The 18,740-nt window shown below is 51.9% G+C and carries 22 protein-coding genes; 14 read left to right on the top strand and 8 right to left on the bottom strand.

All coding sequences use genetic code 11. From position 1 onward, the window contains the following. Nucleotides 1-6: 6 nt before the first annotated feature. The gene (locus JQ822_RS19270; RefSeq protein WP_213134809.1) at nt 7-1,197 is read right to left on the bottom strand and encodes a YjgN family protein; all 1,191 of its coding nucleotides are present in this window, start codon (nt 1,195-1,197) and stop codon (nt 7-9) included. 191 nt (nt 1,198-1,388) lie between these two features. Between JQ822_RS19270 and JQ822_RS19265 the strand changes: the two genes are divergently transcribed. Then, nucleotides 1,389-1,892 (top strand): GNAT family N-acetyltransferase, encoded by a 504-nt coding sequence (locus tag JQ822_RS19265; protein WP_213134808.1) that lies wholly within the window; start codon nt 1,389-1,391, stop codon nt 1,890-1,892. Nucleotides 1,893-1,916: 24 nt separating this feature from the next. On the opposite strand, the gene JQ822_RS19260 is transcribed toward JQ822_RS19265, so the two are convergent. From JQ822_RS19260 to rraB, 3 genes are all read right to left on the bottom strand, one after another. Further along, the gene (locus tag JQ822_RS19260) at nt 1,917-2,747 is read right to left on the bottom strand and encodes a topoisomerase II (RefSeq protein ID WP_213134807.1); all 831 of its coding nucleotides are present in this window, start codon (nt 2,745-2,747) and stop codon (nt 1,917-1,919) included. A 148-nt stretch (nt 2,748-2,895) separates the two neighbouring features. Then, complete coding sequence (gene miaE, locus JQ822_RS19255) at nt 2,896-3,654, bottom strand: tRNA isopentenyl-2-thiomethyl-A-37 hydroxylase MiaE (RefSeq protein WP_213134806.1); 759 nt, start codon at nt 3,652-3,654, stop codon at nt 2,896-2,898. A 51-nt stretch (nt 3,655-3,705) separates the two neighbouring features. Further along, nucleotides 3,706-4,131 (bottom strand): ribonuclease E inhibitor RraB, encoded by a 426-nt coding sequence (gene rraB, locus JQ822_RS19250; protein WP_213134805.1) that lies wholly within the window; start codon nt 4,129-4,131, stop codon nt 3,706-3,708. A 99-nt stretch (nt 4,132-4,230) separates the two neighbouring features. Between rraB and argL the strand changes: the two genes are divergently transcribed. Then, nucleotides 4,231-4,326 carry a putative translational regulatory protein ArgL gene (gene argL / locus JQ822_RS24680; RefSeq protein ID WP_446715017.1) on the top strand — a complete coding sequence of 32 codons (96 nt, stop codon included), beginning with the start codon at nt 4,231-4,233 and terminating at the stop codon, nt 4,324-4,326. After that, nucleotides 4,296-5,300 carry an ornithine carbamoyltransferase gene (gene argF / locus JQ822_RS19245; RefSeq protein WP_213134804.1) on the top strand — a complete coding sequence of 335 codons (1,005 nt, stop codon included), beginning with the start codon at nt 4,296-4,298 and terminating at the stop codon, nt 5,298-5,300. Before argL ends, argF (JQ822_RS19245) begins: the two co-directional genes overlap by 31 nt. 100 nt (nt 5,301-5,400) lie before the next feature. Here argF (JQ822_RS19245) and JQ822_RS19240 read toward each other — a convergent pair whose 3' ends face one another. After that, entirely contained in the window at nt 5,401-5,853 is a 453-nt protein-coding gene (locus tag JQ822_RS19240) for a YhcH/YjgK/YiaL family protein (protein ID WP_213134803.1), read from the bottom strand. A gap of 677 nt (nt 5,854-6,530) precedes the next feature. Between JQ822_RS19240 and arcA the strand changes: the two genes are divergently transcribed. From arcA to JQ822_RS19215, 5 genes are all read left to right on the top strand, one after another. Continuing rightward, nucleotides 6,531-7,751 (top strand): arginine deiminase, encoded by a 1,221-nt coding sequence (arcA, locus tag JQ822_RS19235; protein ID WP_213134802.1) that lies wholly within the window; start codon nt 6,531-6,533, stop codon nt 7,749-7,751. A gap of 9 nt (nt 7,752-7,760) precedes the next feature. Further along, on the top strand, nt 7,761-8,687 hold the full coding sequence (gene arcC / locus JQ822_RS19230) for a carbamate kinase (protein ID WP_213134801.1): 927 nt from the start codon (nt 7,761-7,763) through the stop codon (nt 8,685-8,687). Between the two features lie 21 nt (nt 8,688-8,708). Then, nucleotides 8,709-9,713 (top strand): ornithine carbamoyltransferase, encoded by a 1,005-nt coding sequence (gene argF / locus JQ822_RS19225; RefSeq protein ID WP_213134800.1) that lies wholly within the window; start codon nt 8,709-8,711, stop codon nt 9,711-9,713. A 55-nt stretch (nt 9,714-9,768) separates the two neighbouring features. After that, nucleotides 9,769-11,172 (top strand): YfcC family protein, encoded by a 1,404-nt coding sequence (locus tag JQ822_RS19220; RefSeq protein WP_213134799.1) that lies wholly within the window; start codon nt 9,769-9,771, stop codon nt 11,170-11,172. Between the two features lie 145 nt (nt 11,173-11,317). Further along, nucleotides 11,318-11,797 (top strand): arginine repressor, encoded by a 480-nt coding sequence (locus JQ822_RS19215; protein ID WP_213134798.1) that lies wholly within the window; start codon nt 11,318-11,320, stop codon nt 11,795-11,797. Here the strand turns inward: JQ822_RS19215 and JQ822_RS19210 are convergent. Further along, complete coding sequence (locus tag JQ822_RS19210; protein ID WP_096758503.1) at nt 11,794-11,916, bottom strand: hypothetical protein; 123 nt, start codon at nt 11,914-11,916, stop codon at nt 11,794-11,796. The genes JQ822_RS19215 and JQ822_RS19210 overlap by 4 nt on opposite strands. Between JQ822_RS19210 and pyrL the strand changes: the two genes are divergently transcribed. The 5 genes from pyrL (at nt 11,896) to JQ822_RS19185 (ending at nt 14,553) form a co-directional block, all read left to right on the top strand. Next, nucleotides 11,896-12,030, top strand: a complete 135-nt coding sequence (gene pyrL, locus JQ822_RS19205) for a pyr operon leader peptide (protein ID WP_135323330.1) — start codon at nt 11,896-11,898, stop codon at nt 12,028-12,030. The genes JQ822_RS19210 and pyrL overlap by 21 nt on opposite strands. Before the next feature lie 2 nt (nt 12,031-12,032). Beyond that, nucleotides 12,033-12,968: an aspartate carbamoyltransferase gene (pyrB, locus tag JQ822_RS19200; RefSeq protein WP_213134797.1), complete on the top strand. Its 936-nt coding sequence runs from the start codon at nt 12,033-12,035 to the stop codon at nt 12,966-12,968. 12 nt (nt 12,969-12,980) lie between these two features. Beyond that, nucleotides 12,981-13,442, top strand: a complete 462-nt coding sequence (gene pyrI, locus JQ822_RS19195; protein WP_003025816.1) for an aspartate carbamoyltransferase regulatory subunit — start codon at nt 12,981-12,983, stop codon at nt 13,440-13,442. Nucleotides 13,443-13,641: 199 nt separating this feature from the next. Further along, entirely contained in the window at nt 13,642-14,028 is a 387-nt protein-coding gene (ridA, locus tag JQ822_RS19190) for a 2-iminobutanoate/2-iminopropanoate deaminase (protein WP_071696512.1), read from the top strand. A 72-nt stretch (nt 14,029-14,100) separates the two neighbouring features. Next, nucleotides 14,101-14,553, top strand: a complete 453-nt coding sequence (locus JQ822_RS19185; protein WP_213134796.1) for a transposase — start codon at nt 14,101-14,103, stop codon at nt 14,551-14,553. Between the two features lie 63 nt (nt 14,554-14,616). Here JQ822_RS19185 and mgtA read toward each other — a convergent pair whose 3' ends face one another. Next, the gene (mgtA, locus tag JQ822_RS19180; RefSeq protein WP_213134795.1) at nt 14,617-17,325 is read right to left on the bottom strand and encodes a magnesium-translocating P-type ATPase; all 2,709 of its coding nucleotides are present in this window, start codon (nt 17,323-17,325) and stop codon (nt 14,617-14,619) included. A 143-nt stretch (nt 17,326-17,468) separates the two neighbouring features. Further along, a complete protein-coding gene (gene mgtL, locus JQ822_RS24675) occupies nt 17,469-17,522 on the bottom strand; it encodes a mgtA regulatory leader peptide MgtL (protein WP_446715019.1) in 54 nt (17 codons plus the stop codon). Between the two features lie 190 nt (nt 17,523-17,712). On the opposite strand from mgtL, the gene treR reads away from it, so the two are divergent. Beyond that, a complete protein-coding gene (gene treR / locus JQ822_RS19170; RefSeq protein ID WP_213134793.1) occupies nt 17,713-18,660 on the top strand; it encodes a trehalose operon repressor TreR in 948 nt (315 codons plus the stop codon). The last annotated feature ends 80 nt before the right edge of the window (nt 18,661-18,740 follow it).

Genomic DNA, 18,740 nt, shown 5'->3' with positions numbered 1-18,740 from the left:
TTTGTATCAGATGAACGGGAAGTAGGTTATCACCCCGCGTGATACCCACATCCCCGGACCTGTTGCCAGCGTTTCGTCGCTGTTAGTCAGCTCCAGAGAATCCAAATCACCCAGGACACAGGAGTTACCGGCAAGCCAACTGACAAGCCACATTTTCATCCACGGATAGGCCAGCCCAAACGTAATACCCGAAACAAATATCACGAGCACAAAGCGCCAGACCATACCCACCGCCGTTACTGAAGAACGAAAACGAATCTTTCCGTCAGCCAGTTCCAGGTTATTTATAAACAGATTACGTAGCGTGACATATAAATAACTGCCCACCACGATAATCCCGAGGAAATAGAGAAAATAGCAGGCCATAATCCTGCTGTGGTGTTCCAGAATAAACTCTTCATCGGCCACGCCTAACACAGCCAGCATCACCATGTGCAGAAAAATGGGCGCAATCAGCCAGGCAATCACGACCACAAATGGCAGCAGCACCAGTACGGCTTTAATGCAACCCACAACGCAAGCTTTCATATTAATGTTAATGGCAAAGCGGTGAATACCGAATCTACTACCGTTGCCCAGTAACTGCATCCATTTAGCGTAGGTAATACCGTAGGTGATCCCTATACCTACAATGCCGACCAGTGCAATAAAGGCTATTCTAAAGAGTGTACCTGCGCTGCCATCTAGCCATTCGGTGGCAAGACTCAGAAGACAAACCACGCCCCAGTTTACCAGTGAAAGTACCAATGGTACTGCCAGCATATAGAGCCATGCATATAATTTTGAACAGTTAAAACCAAAGCGAACGCCATTCAGCGAGGTCATCTCAGCCTGATATTGCAGGCTTTTGACTGCCATTAATGGAAGGGTTGCAACCAGCAAACCAATCAAAGTAAAGCCAATGAGCGGACTGCCATGCGCAACAAAACTCACGCTGGCGCCATAAATCACCATGATCAACAAGAAACTCACAAAAATAGCACCACCCGTTGCCTTATAGGTAAAAGGTTGTCCGTTAAGCGTCATTTTCTCATAAATATAACGACGACATTTCACTATCGCCCATGGCATATAAATCCCCAGAGTAATACAACTCAGTAAAAAATTCACAAAACAAATAATAAAATACTCCCACCCTTTACCGGTGAAAATAAATTTGTGCCCTTGGTTACCCTGACCACTGATAACATTATTCATGAATAATATCCCTAATATCTATTCCATTAATTTACATTATAAATACCAGTATTATGGTACTGGTTTAACTACAATACTCGTTCTGCTTATTTTATGTATTTTATTTTTCTTATTCAGGAACGTCTTGCGCCTGACGGAAGAGAGTGGTATTAAATAAATATATCAATGAATTTTTGAAATTGAGCCTTGTTATGAATATTGTCCTGTCGCCCACACTTGCTTTGCGCCGAATCACTGAACCAGATAATCGGGCCATCGCCGCAGTTATCCGCCAGGTTTCCGCCGAATACGGGCTTACCGCTGATAAAGGCTACACAGTGGCTGACCCAAATCTCGATGAGTTGTTCCAGGTTTACAGCCAGCCGGGCGCGGCTTACTGGGTGGTTGAGCAAAACGGTGAAGTCGTGGGCGGCGGCGGCGTTGCACCGTTAGGGTGTAGCGAACCGGACATTTGCGAACTGCAAAAGATGTACTTCCTCTCAAGCGCACGCGGTCAGGGGCTGGCGAAAAAGCTGGCGCTGATGGCATTGGATCACGCTCGCGAGCAGGGTTTTAAGCAGTGCTATCTGGAAACGACAGCATTTCTGACCGAGGCTATCCGCCTGTATGAACATTTAGGGTTTGAACACATCAGCGAAGCGCTGGGTTGTACCGGACACGTAGACTGCGAAGTGCGGATGTTGAAGCCCCTCTGAGTTTCGTCAAAGGGGTTGTTGGGGTTACTGCATTTCTGGCGATAAGGCGAGACGTACCGCACCTGCGGCTCTGGCCTCCGGCAGTGCTAATACCAGCTTCCAGAAATCCTGCACAATATCGCAGCCAGTTCCCTCTTTCCCCACGCCCTTGCTTGGGTCGGACATAATTTGCACGTCCTGCCCGTAGCGCGCTATCAGCGTCGGTCCAATACTTTGCATATCCGCCAGCGCCTGCTGTTTCTCCTGCGGCGTGACCGTGTGCTTATTCTCGCCAAAAGATGCCCGCATCATCCGGGCATCGCTTTCGGTACGTTTGGCGAGGAGATCGTGGCCCATCACCTTCACGGGATTGACCCCGCCTTTCAGCGCCGGGAACAGAAAACGGAAACACACGTCATCGCTGCTTTTTTTCGCCGCTGCAATTTGCTCAAGGTTAATGTTCATATACTCAACGACATTGGCGTCGGGCGCCTGCTGTAGACGCGACATTTGCAGTTGCAGGATTTGCGGTTGAATAGCATCAATAATCTGTTGCTGATCTTTTCCCTCTCGCTTCATCTGCACCGACTGGTCGCGAATATGCTGCCAGAATGCGGGCTCTTGCTCCTTTATCACCTGAAACGTTGGAAAGGTCGACATCGCCGATTCAAACTTCTGTTCCTCGGTCTGCCCATATTCCGGGCTTTCTCGCGGAATCAGGTAATGCACATCAAACAAATTCCACGCGACAATCGCTATCACAAAAACCACCGCGCCGGAGAGCTTGCCCAGCCAGCCTTTTTTGCGAAACATGCCAACGACAATAGCAATCACCACCCCGATATAACCTGCCAACAATACGTGTGCCCAGTTCATTAACCATCCTTATTCAAATCAATGCATATGTCGGGGATATATTTTCCCTTCGCGTATTTTGATTATTACGGCAGCAGCGAGCGATTGCCAGCCACCAGATTTTGCTAACGGGAACAGAAAGGGTTAAACCGCGCGTCAGAGAAGGGAGCTAGGTTGGCACGCCGCTGTGGAAGCGGAACTCGTCATCCGGCGAGGAAATTAGCGCCGCTTCGACCTCACCAAAAAACCGTACCCGGCTACTGATATCGTCAGCAGAAACCTGCTGCGCCAGCGCCAGATAATCCTGGTAATGCCGTGCCTCGGATCGCAGCAGCGACAGATAAAATGCCTGTAAATCATCATCCAGATACGGGGCCAGTGCGGCGAACCGTTCACAGGAACGCGCTTCGATGTAAGCACCGCAAATCAGTTTATCGATAAGCGTTAATGGCTCGTGGGTTCGCACCTCTTTGAGCATGCCTTTGGCGTAGCGGCTGGCGGTAATTTTGACGTAAGGAATGTTGCGGCTCATCATCGCCTCACGCACCTGCCAGAAGTGGTGTAGCTCCTCTTTGATCAGCAGTACCATGTTGTCGATAAGCTGTCGCCCCCACGGATCGTCGGTCTGGGGCATCACGCTTTTGCTTATCTGCTTATTCAGCGCGATAAAATCCGGTTCTTCCCCTTCTCTGAAGGCAAAAGCCTCATAGGGTTTCAGCCAGTCCAGCAGCGCCTGCGATCCCTGTTTATCCGCAACATATTTACGCACCAGCAGCATTGCGGTTTGCGCCGCTTTTAGCTCGCAGACGAGGTGGTCGGTCAGCAACAGAGGAAGATTTGCCGGGTCTCGCGCTTTATCAAGCCAGGACTGGGGCGTTTTGCAGTGCAGGAAATCCAGAATCGGGGAGAGTATTTGCGGGTAATCCATACCGTGTCCTTGCCCTACGGCAGCAAACGCTGCCGTAGGTTTGCAGATGATTTAGTGACGCACGCCGTCATCATCTTCGTCGACGAGGTCTTCATCGTCGCCGTCTTCACCTTCTTCGCCGTTCGGGTCTTCAAAATAGGTGCCCCAACCGTCGTATTCCACGTCAAATTTTTCAGCCAGGTTCATCAGCTGTTCAACCTGAGAGTCAATCAGTTCGGCATTCAGGGCACATTCGCTGAGGATGTCACAGCAAATTACCGTGTCGCCTTCTTCCACTTCCAGCTCTTCCGGCTCGGTCACTTCATAGCCCAGCTTGAAGGCTTCTACTGCCGCTTTTTCCAGGGTTTCAAAGTCATCCGCAGAAAGGTGATGCTCGATGGTATACAGCGCGTCAGGATCGCTACCATCTTCAAGTAACTCTTCAATAATCAAGCGTGTTTCTTCACGCTGCTCTTCCAGGTGTTCCGGGTTTGCCATAGCTCATATCCTCATAATGTCCTGCCGATACTCTTATTGTCACATACCGCTGGCATTGCCTCCACCTTTCCAGGAAAGATTTGTTAAACAAGGTTGCAAATGAATAAAAACACATTTAAATTGAATTTTAATTCAATAAATGGCCAAAGCCATGTGAGGGAACCATGTCCACATTTTATCAGAAGCACTTTTTGAAATTGCTCGATTTCACCTCTGCTGAACTCACGTCACTGCTCCAGCTCGCCGCACAGCTAAAAGCGGATAAGAAAAAAGGCACAGAGGTTGCTAAGCTCACCGGTAAAAACATCGCGCTCATCTTCGAAAAAGACTCGACCCGCACTCGTTGCTCTTTCGAAGTTGCCGCCTACGATCAGGGCGCACGCGTAACGTATCTCGGGCCAAGCGGCAGCCAGATTGGCCATAAAGAGTCGATTAAAGACACCGCCCGCGTGCTCGGTCGCATGTATGACGGTATTCAGTATCGCGGCCACGGTCAGGAGGTGGTTGAGACGCTGGCCGAATATGCCGGCGTTCCGGTATGGAACGGGTTGACCAACGAATTCCATCCCACCCAGTTGCTGGCCGATCTGTTAACTATGCAGGAACACTTGCCGGGCAAAGCGTTTAATGAGATGACGCTGGTCTACGCTGGCGATGCCCGTAACAATATGGGTAATTCGATGCTCGAAGCTGCCGCGTTAACCGGGCTGGATCTGCGTCTGGTTGCGCCACAGGACTGCTGGCCTGAAAAAAGTCTGGTTGCAGAATGCAAAGCGCTGGCGCAGAAAAACGGCGGCAATATCACTCTGACCGAAGATATTGCCACGGGCGTGAAAGATGCAGACTTCATTTATACCGACGTCTGGGTGTCGATGGGCGAAGCGAAAGAGAAATGGGGCGAGCGTATTGCCCTGTTGCGTAAGTACCAGGTTAATAGCGCAATGATGGCGTTAACCGGCAACCCGCAGGTGAAATTCCTCCACTGCCTGCCAGCGTTTCATGACGACCAGACCACGCTTGGTCAAAAAATGGCACAAGAATACGGTCTTCATGGAGGTATGGAGGTGACCGATGAGGTCTTTGAATCCCCCGCCAGCATCGTGTTCTCTCAGGCAGAGAACCGCATGCACACCATCAAAGCAGTGATGGTGGCAACGCTAAGCAAATAATCGCTACCGGTCGGTGTAGGCCGGATTAGGCTATAAGCCGCCATCCGGCAATCTGCACCGTTATGCCTGATGGCGCTACGCTTATCAGGCCTGGCGTCCGTCACTCTACCAGCATTTTCACCACGGCTTTGCGTACCAGCGCTGGCGCCCCTACCGCACACAGCGGTTTATGCACTTCGCCCGGATAGAACACCACAAAGTCACCTTCATTCAGCACCACCGTCTTCTCTTCGGCCCCTTCCGGCAAAAAGGCGATGTCTTTATCCGCCAGCCAGTCGGTTTCCGGCGCGCCCGCAGGCAGCGTGCTGAAGGTCATCCCTTCCTGGCCTTTGAGCAGGATCTGAATATCCAGATAACGGGCGTGGTACTCGGCGCGGCGCTGCGCAAACGGCTCGGTCATATCTTCGGCGATCAGATAAAACAGACGGTTACCGTCGATGTCATGCTTACCTTTTTCCGTTGCGTCCGTAACGTGCGCTTTGATGTGTTCAATCGCCTGACGTAGCGCTTCCGGCAGCCATGCTTCCAGGTGGTGAATATTGCCGATAATCATTTCAAACCCCTTAATTAAAACATCGTTTCATTTTGTTGTTATACGAAAAAACCGTCTGCCATACCACTGCTATTTACGGATATTTTGCGTCAACGCATGTTTATCGCTGATGATGTTAGTCAGTTGTTAACGCACAGCGGCGGGTTATGCATCAACTGTGCATAACTCGTGATCCCCTCTTTCTCATTCCTCTCCTAACAGACTGTTCTACAAGTTTTTATTAGAAAAACCAACGCTATGTCACAGTTCACTTTCCCTTCATTATCTCTATCTATCATCATATTTATTTTTAAATAACCCCCGAGGTGAAAATAATAAAATAAGAAACCCGCATAAACATTCAACTCCAAATAAAAAACACCAATAAATCAATATGTTATTCAATTTTACAAATCTATTTTCACACACATAAAATTAACAACAACAAATAACAAGACATATTATTGAGTAGCAATTCAATTGCCTTATTTATTAAATTCTAATTTCTCAGAGCCACGTCATATATTAAACAAGAAAAATCAAACATCCCACCGACTGTGAAATAAATCACATTTCTATATCAGGGAAGATCTAAATATAGATTCTGAAATCAGCTGAAAAATCATGACTGCAAAGTAAGTAACATTATTTGCAGGCATCTCCTCTTTATTTTTTAAAATCGAATTAAAGGAATAATGATGGAAAAGCATTATGTCGGTTCCGAAATCGGTCAATTACGTAGCGTGATGCTACATCGCCCTAATCTCAGCTTAAAAAGGCTGACGCCATCGAACTGTCAGGAGCTGCTTTTTGATGATGTACTGTCAGTCGAACGTGCAGGTGAAGAACATGACATTTTCGCCAACACGCTGCGTCAGGAGGGCATAGAAGTTCTGTTACTGACTGATTTACTGACACAAACTCTGGATACTTCCGAAGCTAAAAGTTGGTTATTAGATACACAAATTTCAGACTATCGCCTTGGTCCAACTTTCGCCTCGGATATTCGTGCCTGGCTTGCCGATATGTCACACCGTGAACTCGCCCGGCATTTAAGCGGTGGGCTAACCTACGGGGAAATTCCCGCCTCAATAAAAAATATGGTGGTTGATACCCACGATATTAATGATTTTATTATGAAACCATTGCCGAACCACTTATTTACCCGCGACACCTCATGCTGGATATATAACGGCGTGTCGATTAACCCAATGGCAAAAACGGCCCGTCAGCGTGAAACCAATAATCTGCGAGCAATTTATCGCTGGCATCCACAATTTGCCGATGGTGATTTCATTAAATATTTCGGCGATGAAAATATTAATTACGACCACGCCACGTTAGAAGGTGGCGATGTGCTGGTGATTGGTCGCGGCGCGGTGCTCATCGGTATGTCGGAACGTACCACGCCGCAGGGCATTGAGTTCCTTGCCCAGTCGCTGTTTAAGCATCGCCAGGCAGAACGCGTCATTGCCGTCGAACTGCCGAAACATCGCTCCTGTATGCACCTCGATACCGTCATGACCCACATCGATATCGATACCTTCTCCGTCTACCCGGAAGTCGTGCGCCCGGATGTCCAGTGCTGGACCCTGACGCCAGACGGGCGTGGCGGTCTGAAACGCACCCAGGAAAATACGCTGGTCCATGCCCTCGAAAAAGCGCTGGGTATCGACCAAATTCGGCTGATCACCACCGGCGGCGATGCCTTCGAAGCCGAGCGTGAACAGTGGAATGACGCAAACAACGTTCTGACGCTACGCCCCGGCGTGGTGGTGGGCTACGAGCGCAACATCTGGACCAACGAAAAATACGACAAAGCCGGTATCACCGTTTTACCCATCCCTGGTGACGAACTTGGACGCGGACGCGGCGGCGCACGCTGCATGAGCTGCCCGCTGGAACGCGACGGTATTTAAGGAGACGTCATGGAAAACAAACCGACTTTGGTTGTCGCTCTGGGCGGCAACGCGCTGCTCAAACGCGGCGAGCCGCTGGAAGCAGACATTCAGCGGAAAAACATTGAACTGGCGGCAAAAACCATCGCCCAGCTCACTCAACAGTGGCGCGTGATTCTGGTACACGGCAACGGCCCGCAGGTTGGCCTGCTGGCGTTACAAAACAGCGCTTACGCCGGCGTTACGCCCTATCCGCTCGATGTTCTCGGCGCAGAAAGCCAGGGAATGATTGGCTACATGCTACAGCAGGCGCTGAAAAACCAGCTGCCACAACGCGAGATTAGCGTCCTGCTGACCCAGGTTGAAGTCGATGCTAACGATCCGGCCTTCAACAACCCAACCAAATATATCGGCCCGATTTACGACGACGCTCAGGCTAAAACACTACACGCGGAAAAGGGCTGGATTTTCAAAGCCGACGGGAAAGCATTCCGCCGTGTTGTGCCTTCCCCGCAGCCTAAACGCATCGTTGAAAGTGATGCGATTTGCACACTGATCGCCCGCGATCATCTGGTGATTTGCAACGGCGGCGGCGGTGTGCCGGTGGTGGAAAAAGCAGATGGTTACCACGGCATTGAAGCGGTGATCGACAAAGATCTCTCCGCCGCCCTGCTTGCCAGCCAAATTCATGCTGATGCGCTGCTGATCCTCACCGATGCCGACGCGGTGTACCTCGACTGGGGAAAACCGACGCAACGTCCGCTGACCCAGATCACCCCGGCTCTGCTCGGCGAAATGCAATTCGACGCCGGTTCAATGGGCCCCAAAGTCACCGCCTGCGCGGAGTTTGTCTCTCACTGCCACGGAATTGCAGGCATCGGCTCGTTGGCTGACGGCCCGGCCATTCTCGCGGGTGAGAAAGGCACATTGATTCGCCTGGAAGCCGTCAGCGCATAACTCAACATTAAGGACATTTTCATGACTGTTAACCTGAAAAATCGCAATTTTCTCAAACTGCTGGACTACACCCCAACGGAAATCCAGTACCTGATCGATCTGGCTATCGAGTTGAAAACAGCGAAAAAGGCCGGACGCGAAAGACAAACGCTGGTCGGGAAAAACATCGCGCTGATCTTTGAAAAAACCTCTACCCGTACCCGCTGCGCCTTTGAAGTCGGTGCATTCGATCAGGGCGCACAGGTGACCTATCTCGGCCCAAGCGGCTCGCAGATTGGTCACAAAGAGTCGATGAAAGATACCGCCCGCGTGTTGGGCCGCATGTACGACGGCATCGAATATCGCGGCTACGGCCAGGACATCGTTGAAGAGTTAGGTGAATTTGCCGGCGTTCCGGTATGGAACGGACTAACGAACGAATTTCACCCTACGCAGATCCTCGCCGATCTGATGACCATGCTGGAACACGCGCCGGGTAAAACCTTGCCCGAACTAAGCTTCGCTTATCTCGGCGATGCCCGCAATAACATGGGCAATTCGCTGATGGTCGGCGCGGCAAAAATGGGGATGGACGTTCGCCTGGTGGCACCAAAATCTTTCTGGCCGGACGAGACGCTGGTTGCCGAATGTCGTGAAATCGCCAGCGTCACTGGCGCACGCATCACGCTCACAGACGATGTTGAGGAAGGCGTATACGACGTAGATTTTCTCTACACCGACGTCTGGGTCTCAATGGGGGAGCCAAAAGAAGCCTGGGCAGAACGCGTCAGCCTGATGAAGCCCTACCAGATTAACCAGCAGGTCATCAACGCAACGGGCAATCCCAACGTGAAATTTATGCACTGCCTGCCCGCCTTCCATAACGAACACACCAAAGTTGGGCGCGAAATCGAAGCTGCTTACGGCCTGAAAGGACTTGAAGTGACGGAAGAGGTCTTCGAGTCAGCCCACTCCATCGTCTTCGACGAAGCAGAGAACCGGATGCATACCATCAAAGCGGTCATGGTAGCGACACTCGGCGACTAACCCCTGCGGGCATATGCCGCCTGGCGGTGTATGCCCGAGCTATCCGGAGAACATCATGGGCAAACTCAAATTTCCCAGCGCGTATACCATTCTGTTTATTCTCATTGCACTCGTCGCCGTTATGACCTGGATTGTCCCGGCGGGGAAATACCAGATGGCGATGAATGCCACCCTGGGTAAAGAAGTGCCGGTTGCGGGTACTTATGCTCCCACAGAGGCGCATCCACAAGGCATAACCGCCGTACTGCTGGCACCGATCGACGGTTTGTATAACCACGAAACCTACACCGCTGGCGCCATTGATGTGGCGCTGTTTGTCCTGATCATCGGCGGCTTTTTAGGGGTAGTAAATAAAACAGGTGCCATCGACGCCGGAATCGAGCGCGTGACGGTCAGGCTCAACGGCAAAGAAGAGTGGATGATCCCTATCCTGATGGGACTTTTTGCCGCCGGAGGCACGATTTACGGAATGGCGGAAGAGTCGCTCCCATTCTACACATTACTCGTTCCGGTCATGATGGCCGCCCGCTTCGATCCGCTGGTTGCCGCCGCAACCGTTCTGCTCGGCGCCGGGATTGGCACCCTCGGCTCGACAATCAACCCTTTTGCGACGGTTATCGCCGCGAACGCAGCCGGGATCCCCTTCACTCAGGGAATGCTGATGCGTATTCTGCTGCTGGTCGTCGGCTATGTTATTTGTGTGGTGTGGGTGATGCGTTATGCGCGAAAAGTTCGCAGCCATCCTGAGCTGTCTATCGTAGCGGATAAAATGGAAGAGAACCGCGCCCATTTTCTCGGTAACCGTGCCAATACTAACCTTGAGTTCACGACAACGCGTAAATGGATCCTGCTCATTTTCGCCGCCGCCTTTGCGGTAATGATTTATGGGGTTGCGGTACTCGGATGGTGGATGGCGGAAATATCCGGTGTTTTTCTGGCCTCGGCGATTATCGTCGGCGTGATTGCCCGAATGAGTGAAGAGGCTTTTACCAGCACATTCATTGACGGCGCACGGGATCTGCTCGGCGTGGCGCTGATTATCGGTATTGCACGCGGCATCGTCGTGGTAATGGATAACGGTATGATCACCCACACCATTCTGCACAGCGCCGAAAATTTAGTCTCCGGCCTTTCCACCACCATTTTCATCAATGTGACCTACTGGCTGGAAGTTTTACTGTCCTTCCTGGTGCCCTCTTCGTCTGGTCTGGCGGTACTTACCATGCCGATTATGGCCCCGCTGGCCGACTTCGCCCATGTACCAAGAGACCTGGTCGTCACCGCGTACCAATCCGCTTCCGGCATTGTGAATCTGATCACCCCCACTTCAGCCGTGGTGATGGGAGGGCTGGCCATCGCTCGCGTCCCTTACGTGCGGTATCTGAAATGGGTTGCCCCGCTGGTACTCGTTCTGACGATACTCAATATGGTCGTCCTGAGCATCGGCGCTATGCTGTAACTCTTTTTGGCCGTCGGATGTCGACGGCTTTTTTGATCGTTCTCTCGTTTTTCTACACAACCGCCCTTTTGAGCCGTTATTGATACTGCAAATGTGGTGAATTTCTCCATCACATTGATATAAATAATAAATATAAGGTGTTTTTATGAAGGAATTCGATGATTGCTCTGCCAAAGAGCAGCAACAGCTGGCGATTTGCCAGCGCCTGATTACAGAAAAAAGTTATTTGTCTCAGGAGGCCATTCGCCGCGATTTGCAAAGCCAGGGCTTTACCAGCATTAGTCAGTCAACGGTTTCTCGCCTGCTGAAATTGCTCGGAGCCATAAAGATAAGAAATACAAAAGGGCAAAAAATTTATTCTGTAAATCCTCAATCTCGACCGGCTCCTGATGCCGCGCGATCCATTGCCGAAATGGTGGTCAGCGTGGAACACAATAGCGAATTTATCCTCATCCACACCGCAGCGGGATACGGTCGCGCCGTTGCCAGAATCCTCGACTACCACGCATTACCAGAAATTCTGGGCGTCATCGCGGGCAGCAGTATTGTCTGGGTCGCACCACGGGTGGTGCAGCGAACAGGCCTGGTTCATAAGCAGATTAATTATTTACTCAAGATGAATTAAAATTCATAAGAACCGTTTGCAATGAATAATTTGTGCATTATTCGCTTGATCCTGTAACGCAGCTGAGTATAATCGCCGACAATTTGCCGGGAGGATCTATGGTTCAGTGTGTACGACATTTTGTCTTACCGCGTCTGAAAAAGGACGCTGGCCTGCCGTTTTTCTTCCCGTTGCTCACCATTCTAAGCCCCTCAATTGAGGGGCTTTTTTTTTGCCCAGGCGTCAGGAGATAAACATGGCTAACCCGCTCTATCAAAAACACATCATTTCCATAAACGACCTCAGCCGCGATGACCTCAATCTGGTCCTCGCGACGGCGGCGAAACTCAAAGCAAACCCGCAGCCAGAGCTGTTGAAGCATAAGGTGATTGCCAGCTGCTTCTTCGAAGCCTCTACCCGCACCCGTTTATCCTTTGAGACGTCGATGCACCGTCTGGGCGCCAGCGTGGTGGGGTTCTCTGACAGCAGCAATACCTCTCTGGGCAAAAAAGGTGAGACGCTGGCCGACACTATTTCCGTTATCAGCACCTATGTTGATGCCATCGTGATGCGTCATCCGCAGGAAGGCGCCGCACGTCTGGCAACCGAATTCTCCGGTAAGGTGCCGGTACTAAACGCAGGCGACGGCTCGAATCAACATCCGACCCAAACGCTGCTGGACCTGTTCACCATTCAGGAAACACAGGGTCGTCTGGACAATCTGCAAATCGCCATGGTGGGCGACCTGAAATACGGCCGCACCGTCCACTCACTGACTCAGGCGCTGGCGAAGTTCGAAGGCAACCGCTTCTACTTTATCGCCCCGGACGCGCTGGCGATGCCGCAATACATCCTGGATATGCTGAATGAAAAAGGTATCGCCTGGAGCCTGCACGGCACGATTGAAGAAGTGATGGCGGAAGTCGACATTCTCTACATGACCCGCGTACAGAAAGAACGCCTGGACCCGTCCGAATACGCCAACGTCAAAGCACAGTTTGTTCTGCGCGCCAGCGATCTGGCAGGAGCCAGAGAGAACATGAAGGTGCTGCACCCGCTGCCGCGCATCGATGAGATCACCCCCGACGTCGATAAGACGCCGCACGCCTGGTATTTCCAGCAGGCAGGCAACGGCATCTTCGCCCGCCAGGCGTTACTGGCACTGGTACTGAATAGCGAACTGGCACTGTAAGAGGACATGACGATGACACACGATAATAAACTGCAGGTTGAAGCCATCAAACGTGGCACCGTGATTGACCATATTCCCGCACAGGTTGGTTTTAAGCTGCTGACGCTGTTCAAACTGACTGAAACCGACCAGCGTATCACCATCGGTCTGAACCTGCCGTCCGGTGAGATGGGGCGTAAAGACCTGATTAAAATTGAAAATACTTTCCTGACCGATGAGCAGGTCAACCAGCTCTCCCTGTACGCTCCGCAGGCAACGGTAAACCGCATCGACGATTACGACGTGGTGGGTAAATCACGCCCTAGCCTGCCGGAGCGTATCGACAACGTGCTGGTGTGCCCGAACAGCAACTGTATCAGCCATGCTGAGCCAGTTTCTTCCAGTTTTGCAGTGAAAAAACGCGCCGATGACATCGCACTCAAATGCAAATACTGTGAAAAAGAGTTTTCCCATTATGTGGTGCTGGCCAACTAATTAGGGTTGGTTATGAGATCCCGGCTCCCGCTACACATAATCATTCGCGATGCATCGAGGCGGCAAGTCCGATTATCCCCGGAAGCATAGAAAACTATGTGACCGGGGTAAGAGGACGCAGCCAACAAGGAGGCAGCGTGAAGGATGACGTGTATAATGGCCGGGAACATTCTATTACCGCTGTAATTCAGGAGAAATCATGAGCAAGACTATCGCGACGGAAAATGCACCAGCAGCAATCGGCCCATACGTTCAGGGTGTTGATCTGGGTAGCATGATTATCACTTCCGGTCAGATCCCGGTCGATCCAAAAACCGGTGCCGTATCGGAAGACGTGTCCGCTCAGGCGCGTCAGTCGCTGGAAAACGTTAAAGCTATCGTAGAAGCAGCAGGCCTGAAAGTGGGCGATATCGTAAAAACGACCGTCTTCGTTAAAGACCTGAACGATTTCGCCACCGTCAACGCCACCTACGAAGCGTTCTTCACCGAGCACAACGCCACCTTCCCTGCACGCTCTTGCGTGGAAGTGGCCCGTCTGCCAAAAGACGTAAAAATCGAGATTGAAGCGATCGCCGTGCGTCGTTAATTTTTAGCAGAGAGATAATCCAGACGACGTTCTGGATTATCTCCAGGCTGACCGCGCCATGGAGGGCCGTTAATGGCAAAAACTCGTTTTACCGCAGAACAAATCGCCGATTTTCTTCAGCAGTCTAAAAGCGGCGTACCAAATAAAATATTGTGCGAAAAATACGAATTTAGTGTCAGCACGCTCCGTCGCTGGCAGGATCAACACGCCGAAGGCATCCGCCGTGAGTTAAAAAAATTAGAATCGACGGGCTCAATCGTATTTTTGTGTTTCTTCATTTCAGCTCTATTACTCGCCATTATATTTTCTAAACTCCTCAGCGCATGTGTAATGTTCTTTTTCCTTGTGTACTGCGTTGACTACATCCGCAAATTCCGCAAGATATCTGCAAAACACATCCAGGAAGAAAATATCTTTCTCTCTCGCTCCGGGCGCGGAGCGAGTAATGCGTTTTACCATTTCTGTTGGGCCTTCATCGCTCTTTTTATCCTTGGTGCTGGATACTTAATTGTGCGTATGGTCTGAAAGATTACCGGCCTGAATAAAAAACGCGCAGGCCGATAATATATACATTACAGAGAGAATGAATTACTGCCAGCCGTAGCGACGGCTATAAAAACCTTTCACTAATTGAGTCAATGTCATGTAACCCGCCAGAATCGCGATCAGCCACGGGAAGTAGCTCAGCGGCAGCGCCTGCAATTGCAGGTAGCTGGCCAGCGGGGAGAATGGCAGCGCGATACCCACCACCATCACCACCAGCGTCATCAGCATTAACGGCCATGCGGCGCGGCTCTGGATAAACGGCACGCGGCGGGTACGGATCATATGCACAATCAGCGTTTGCGACAGCAGGCCCACCACGAACCAACCCGACTGGAACAACGTCTGATGTTCTGGCGTATTAGCATGGAAGACAAACCACATCAGGCAGAAAGTCAGAATGTCGAAGATCGAGCTGATCGGCCCAAAGAACAGCATAAAGCGCCCCAGTTCGGCGGGATTCCAGCGCTGCGGTTTTTTGATCTGCTCTTCATCAACGTTATCAAACGGAATCGCCACCTGGGATACATCGTACAGCAGGTTCTGAATCAGTAAGTGCAACGGCAGCATCGGCAGGAAAGGCAGAAATGCGCTCGCCACCAGCACGCTGAAGACGTTGCCGAAGTTGGAACTGGCCGTCATTTTGATGTATTTCAGCATGTTCGAGAAGGTACGACGCCCCTCGATCACCCCTTCTTCCAGCACCATCAGGCTCTTTTCCAGCAGGATGATATCCGCCGCTTCACGGGCAATATCGACAGCACCATCAACGGAGATGCCAATGTCTGCCGCGCGCAGTGCCGGGGCATCATTGATGCCATCGCCCATAAAGCCGACCACATGACCTTCACGCTTGAGCAGGGTCACAATGCGCTCTTTGTGCATCGGCGTCAGGCGGGCAAATAGCGTAGTGCGCTGGGCAAGTCGGGCCAGCTCGTCATCGTTCAATCCTTCAATGTGGCTACCAATCACCACTTCACCGGCGTCCAGGCCGACCTCATGACACACTTTCGCCGCCACCAGCTCACTGTCGCCGGTGAGGATTTTCACCGTAATGCCGCTGGCCTTCAGCGCTTTTAGCGCCGGTGCGGTGGTCTCTTTCGGCGGATCGAGGAACGCGATGTACCCTTCGAGGATCAGGTCGGACTCATCAATACGCTGGTAGTCCCCTTCACGCGCAGGCAGGTATTTGGTGGCCACCGCCACCACGCGCAGCCCCTGGCGATTCAGCGTGTCGGTCACGCGCTTCACCCGACGCAGCATATTGTCGTCCAGCGGAACAATCTCACCGTTGTGGCGCACCTGGGTACAGACGTTGAGGATCTCCTGCAGCGCGCCTTTGCACACCAGCTGGTGTACATCGGTTTCTTCTGCCACCACCACCGACATACGGCGGCGTTCAAAATCAAACGGGATCTCATCGATTTTCTGCCAGCGTGTCGAGAGCTGACGCGCCGCTTCTTCATCCACGCCTTCCAGTACCGCGGTGTCCAGCAGGTTCTTCAACCCGGTCTGGTACTGGCTGTTCAGCCACGCGGAATGCAGGACGTGCTCGCTGGGCTTGCCGGAGATATCGGTATGATTCTCCAGCACAATTTTATCTTGCGTCAGCGTACCGGTTTTATCGGTGCACAGAATATCCATCGCGCCAAAGTTCTGAATGGCGTCGAGGTGTTTGACGATAACTTTTTGTTTCGACAGTTTCACCGCCCCGCGCGCAAGCGTAGAGGTGACGATCATCGGCAGCATTTCCGGCGTTAAGCCTACCGCCACGGACAGGGCAAACAGCGCCGCTTCCCACCAGTCACCTTTGGTATAGCCGTTGATGATCAGCACAATTGGCGCCATCACCAGCATAAAGCGGATCAGCAACATGCTGACGCGGCTGATCCCTTTCTGAAACGCATTCTGCTCGCTTTCCTGCTCGGTCACGCGGCCCGCCAGCTGTCCAAACCAGGTGTTAGCCCCGGTAGAAATGACGATAGCCTGCGCCGTACCGCTCACCACGTTGGTGCCCATAAAGCACAGGGTATCGCACTCCAGCGGGTTGTTTTGCTGCGGATCGCGGCTGGTCGCCACTTTCTCAACCGGCAGCGATTCACCGGTCAACGAGGCCTGCGCCACAAACAAATCGCGCGCCTGCACGATGCGTAAATCCGCCGGGATCATATCGCCCGCCGCCAGCTTGATAATGTCGCCGGGCACAAGCTGATCGATTGGCAGCTCAACCCAGCCGTTTTCCCCGGTTTCATTGATAACCCGCAGCACCGTGGCGGTGTTGCTGACCATTGCTTTCAGTGCATCTGCCGCTTTGGTGGAACGCGCTTCCTGGACAAAGTTCAGCAGCGTCGAAATACACACCATCAGGGCAATCACGCCTGCGGCAAACAGATCCTCGGTGGCATAGGAAATCCCGCCCAGAATGGTGAGCAGAATATTAAACGGGTTGCGGTAACAGACCCACAAATGCACCCACCACGGCGACGGTTTCTGCGCCGGCAGCTGGTTTTCGCCATGCATATCACGGGCGTTTTCCACTTCTGCGGCGTTCAAGCCTTCAGGGTGCGTATTAAAGGTTTTCCACAGCGCCTCTTCGTTCATCAGCGCCATCTTCAGGCAATGTTCGCTCAATGAAGGTGGGATCGGCGTGCTGGCAACGGTCTGGGCGTTCGGCAGCGGATCGCGATGCACCAGACGATGCGGCAAATGGCGGTTCAGCCGGGCAAACAGCTGACGGGTAATATTTTTAAACATAGGCAGTCCCTCTGCACCAGTATAAGCAGGCGCAGTGAATCCTTCAGGCGTGGCAAAGCCTTGCCTGATGGCAATCATAAAATCATAACAGGGACGTTAAAACGTCACTGTCTTACGCATCCGGTAAGACAGTGAAAGCAGGCTTACCGGAACGAGTTGTGTCTCCATCGGGGGAGAGGGGTGGGATCGGGTTCCATACAGCCTCCGGTAAGTGAATGATTTGCCCCGCGCATTATAGAGATAAAACTATACGGTTTGTGGCAATTATGGCGGTATTATAAAGTCCGGAAACTAAACCAAACGTATACCAGACTTTGCCCATTGCACTGTGCTTGAGTAAAGTTATTCTTTTTTGGCATAACTTCGCACGCAACACGGGAAATCAGGATGCAAAATCGGCTGACTATTAAAGACATCGCCCGCTTAAGCGGCGTGGGGAAATCAACTGTTTCCCGCGTCCTCAACAACGAAAGCGGCGTCAGCGAACGCACCCGCGAACGGGTTGAAGCGGTGATGAATCAGCACGGTTTCTCCCCTTCCCGCTCTGCCCGCGCCATGCGTGGGCAAAGTGACAAAGTTGTGGCGATTATCGTCACGCGCCTGGACTCACTTTCCGAGAATCTGGCCGTGCAGACTATGCTGCCCGTCTTCTATGAGCAGGGTTACGATCCCATTATGATGGAAAGCCAGTTCTCGACTGCGCTGGTAGAAGAACATTTAGGTATGCTCAGACGCCGCAACATTGACGGCGTGGTGCTGTTTGGTTTTACCGGCATTACTGAGACCATGCTCGCCTCCTGGCAGGATTCTCTGGTATTGCTGGCAAGAGATGCCAAAGGCTTTGCCTCCGTCTGTTATGACGATGAGGGCGCTATCCATACTCTGATGCAGCGTTTGTACGATCGTGAACACCGCCATATCAGCTTCCTTGGCGTTCCCCATAGCGACGTCACCACCGGCAAGCGCCGCCATGAGGCCTATCTGGCCTTCTGTAAAAAACACAAACTGCATCCTGTGGCCGCTCTGCCCGGCCTCGCCATGAAGCAGGGTTATGAGCATGCTGCCGATGTCATTACGCCGGAGACAACAGCTTTAGTCTGCGCGACGGATACCCTTGCCCTTGGGGTCAGCAAATATTTGCAGGAGCAGCGCATTGAACATTTGCAACTGGCGAGCGTCGGCAGCACACCGCTGATGAAATTCCTGCATCCGGAAATTATCAGCGTCGATCCCGGTTACGCCGAGGCCGGACGACAAGCGGCTTTGCAGCTGATCGAGCAGATCAACGGTCGTAGCGAACCACGACAAATCGTCATCCCTTCCACCCTCTCCTGATCGCTTTCTGCGCGATAATTTGTGATCTTCGCTGCGTTTCGGGAACGTTCCCATTTTTAAAAATTCACCGACGATATACT

Source organism: Citrobacter sp. FP75, from assembly GCF_018342065.1.
GTDB lineage: Bacteria > Pseudomonadota > Gammaproteobacteria > Enterobacterales > Enterobacteriaceae > Citrobacter.
This window is presented reverse-complemented; position numbering and strand designations above follow the sequence as displayed.

Coding starts and splice junctions, on each gene's coding strand:
- JQ822_RS19185 (WP_213134796.1), top strand. CDS start 14,101: ATGGCAAAAACTCGTTTTACCGCAGAACAAATCGCCGATTTTCTTCAG.
- argL (WP_446715017.1), top strand. CDS start 4,231: ATGAATAAAAACACATTTAAATTGAATTTTAATTCAATAAATGGCCAA.
- treR (WP_213134793.1), top strand. CDS start 17,713: ATGCAAAATCGGCTGACTATTAAAGACATCGCCCGCTTAAGCGGCGTG.
- miaE (WP_213134806.1), bottom strand. CDS start 3,654: ATGGATTACCCGCAAATACTCTCCCCGATTCTGGATTTCCTGCACTGC.
- JQ822_RS19265 (WP_213134808.1), top strand. CDS start 1,389: ATGAATATTGTCCTGTCGCCCACACTTGCTTTGCGCCGAATCACTGAA.
- pyrI (WP_003025816.1), top strand. CDS start 12,981: ATGACACACGATAATAAACTGCAGGTTGAAGCCATCAAACGTGGCACC.
- pyrL (WP_135323330.1), top strand. CDS start 11,896: ATGGTTCAGTGTGTACGACATTTTGTCTTACCGCGTCTGAAAAAGGAC.
- argF (WP_213134800.1), top strand. CDS start 8,709: ATGACTGTTAACCTGAAAAATCGCAATTTTCTCAAACTGCTGGACTAC.
- argF (WP_213134804.1), top strand. CDS start 4,296: ATGTCCACATTTTATCAGAAGCACTTTTTGAAATTGCTCGATTTCACC.
- JQ822_RS19270 (WP_213134809.1), bottom strand. CDS start 1,197: ATGAATAATGTTATCAGTGGTCAGGGTAACCAAGGGCACAAATTTATT.
- JQ822_RS19260 (WP_213134807.1), bottom strand. CDS start 2,747: ATGAACTGGGCACACGTATTGTTGGCAGGTTATATCGGGGTGGTGATT.
- mgtA (WP_213134795.1), bottom strand. CDS start 17,325: ATGTTTAAAAATATTACCCGTCAGCTGTTTGCCCGGCTGAACCGCCAT.
- pyrB (WP_213134797.1), top strand. CDS start 12,033: ATGGCTAACCCGCTCTATCAAAAACACATCATTTCCATAAACGACCTC.
- JQ822_RS19210 (WP_096758503.1), bottom strand. CDS start 11,916: ATGTCGTACACACTGAACCATAGATCCTCCCGGCAAATTGTCGGCGAT.
- arcC (WP_213134801.1), top strand. CDS start 7,761: ATGGAAAACAAACCGACTTTGGTTGTCGCTCTGGGCGGCAACGCGCTG.
- ridA (WP_071696512.1), top strand. CDS start 13,642: ATGAGCAAGACTATCGCGACGGAAAATGCACCAGCAGCAATCGGCCCA.
- arcA (WP_213134802.1), top strand. CDS start 6,531: ATGGAAAAGCATTATGTCGGTTCCGAAATCGGTCAATTACGTAGCGTG.
- rraB (WP_213134805.1), bottom strand. CDS start 4,131: ATGGCAAACCCGGAACACCTGGAAGAGCAGCGTGAAGAAACACGCTTG.
- JQ822_RS19240 (WP_213134803.1), bottom strand. CDS start 5,853: ATGATTATCGGCAATATTCACCACCTGGAAGCATGGCTGCCGGAAGCG.
- JQ822_RS19215 (WP_213134798.1), top strand. CDS start 11,318: ATGAAGGAATTCGATGATTGCTCTGCCAAAGAGCAGCAACAGCTGGCG.
- JQ822_RS19220 (WP_213134799.1), top strand. CDS start 9,769: ATGGGCAAACTCAAATTTCCCAGCGCGTATACCATTCTGTTTATTCTC.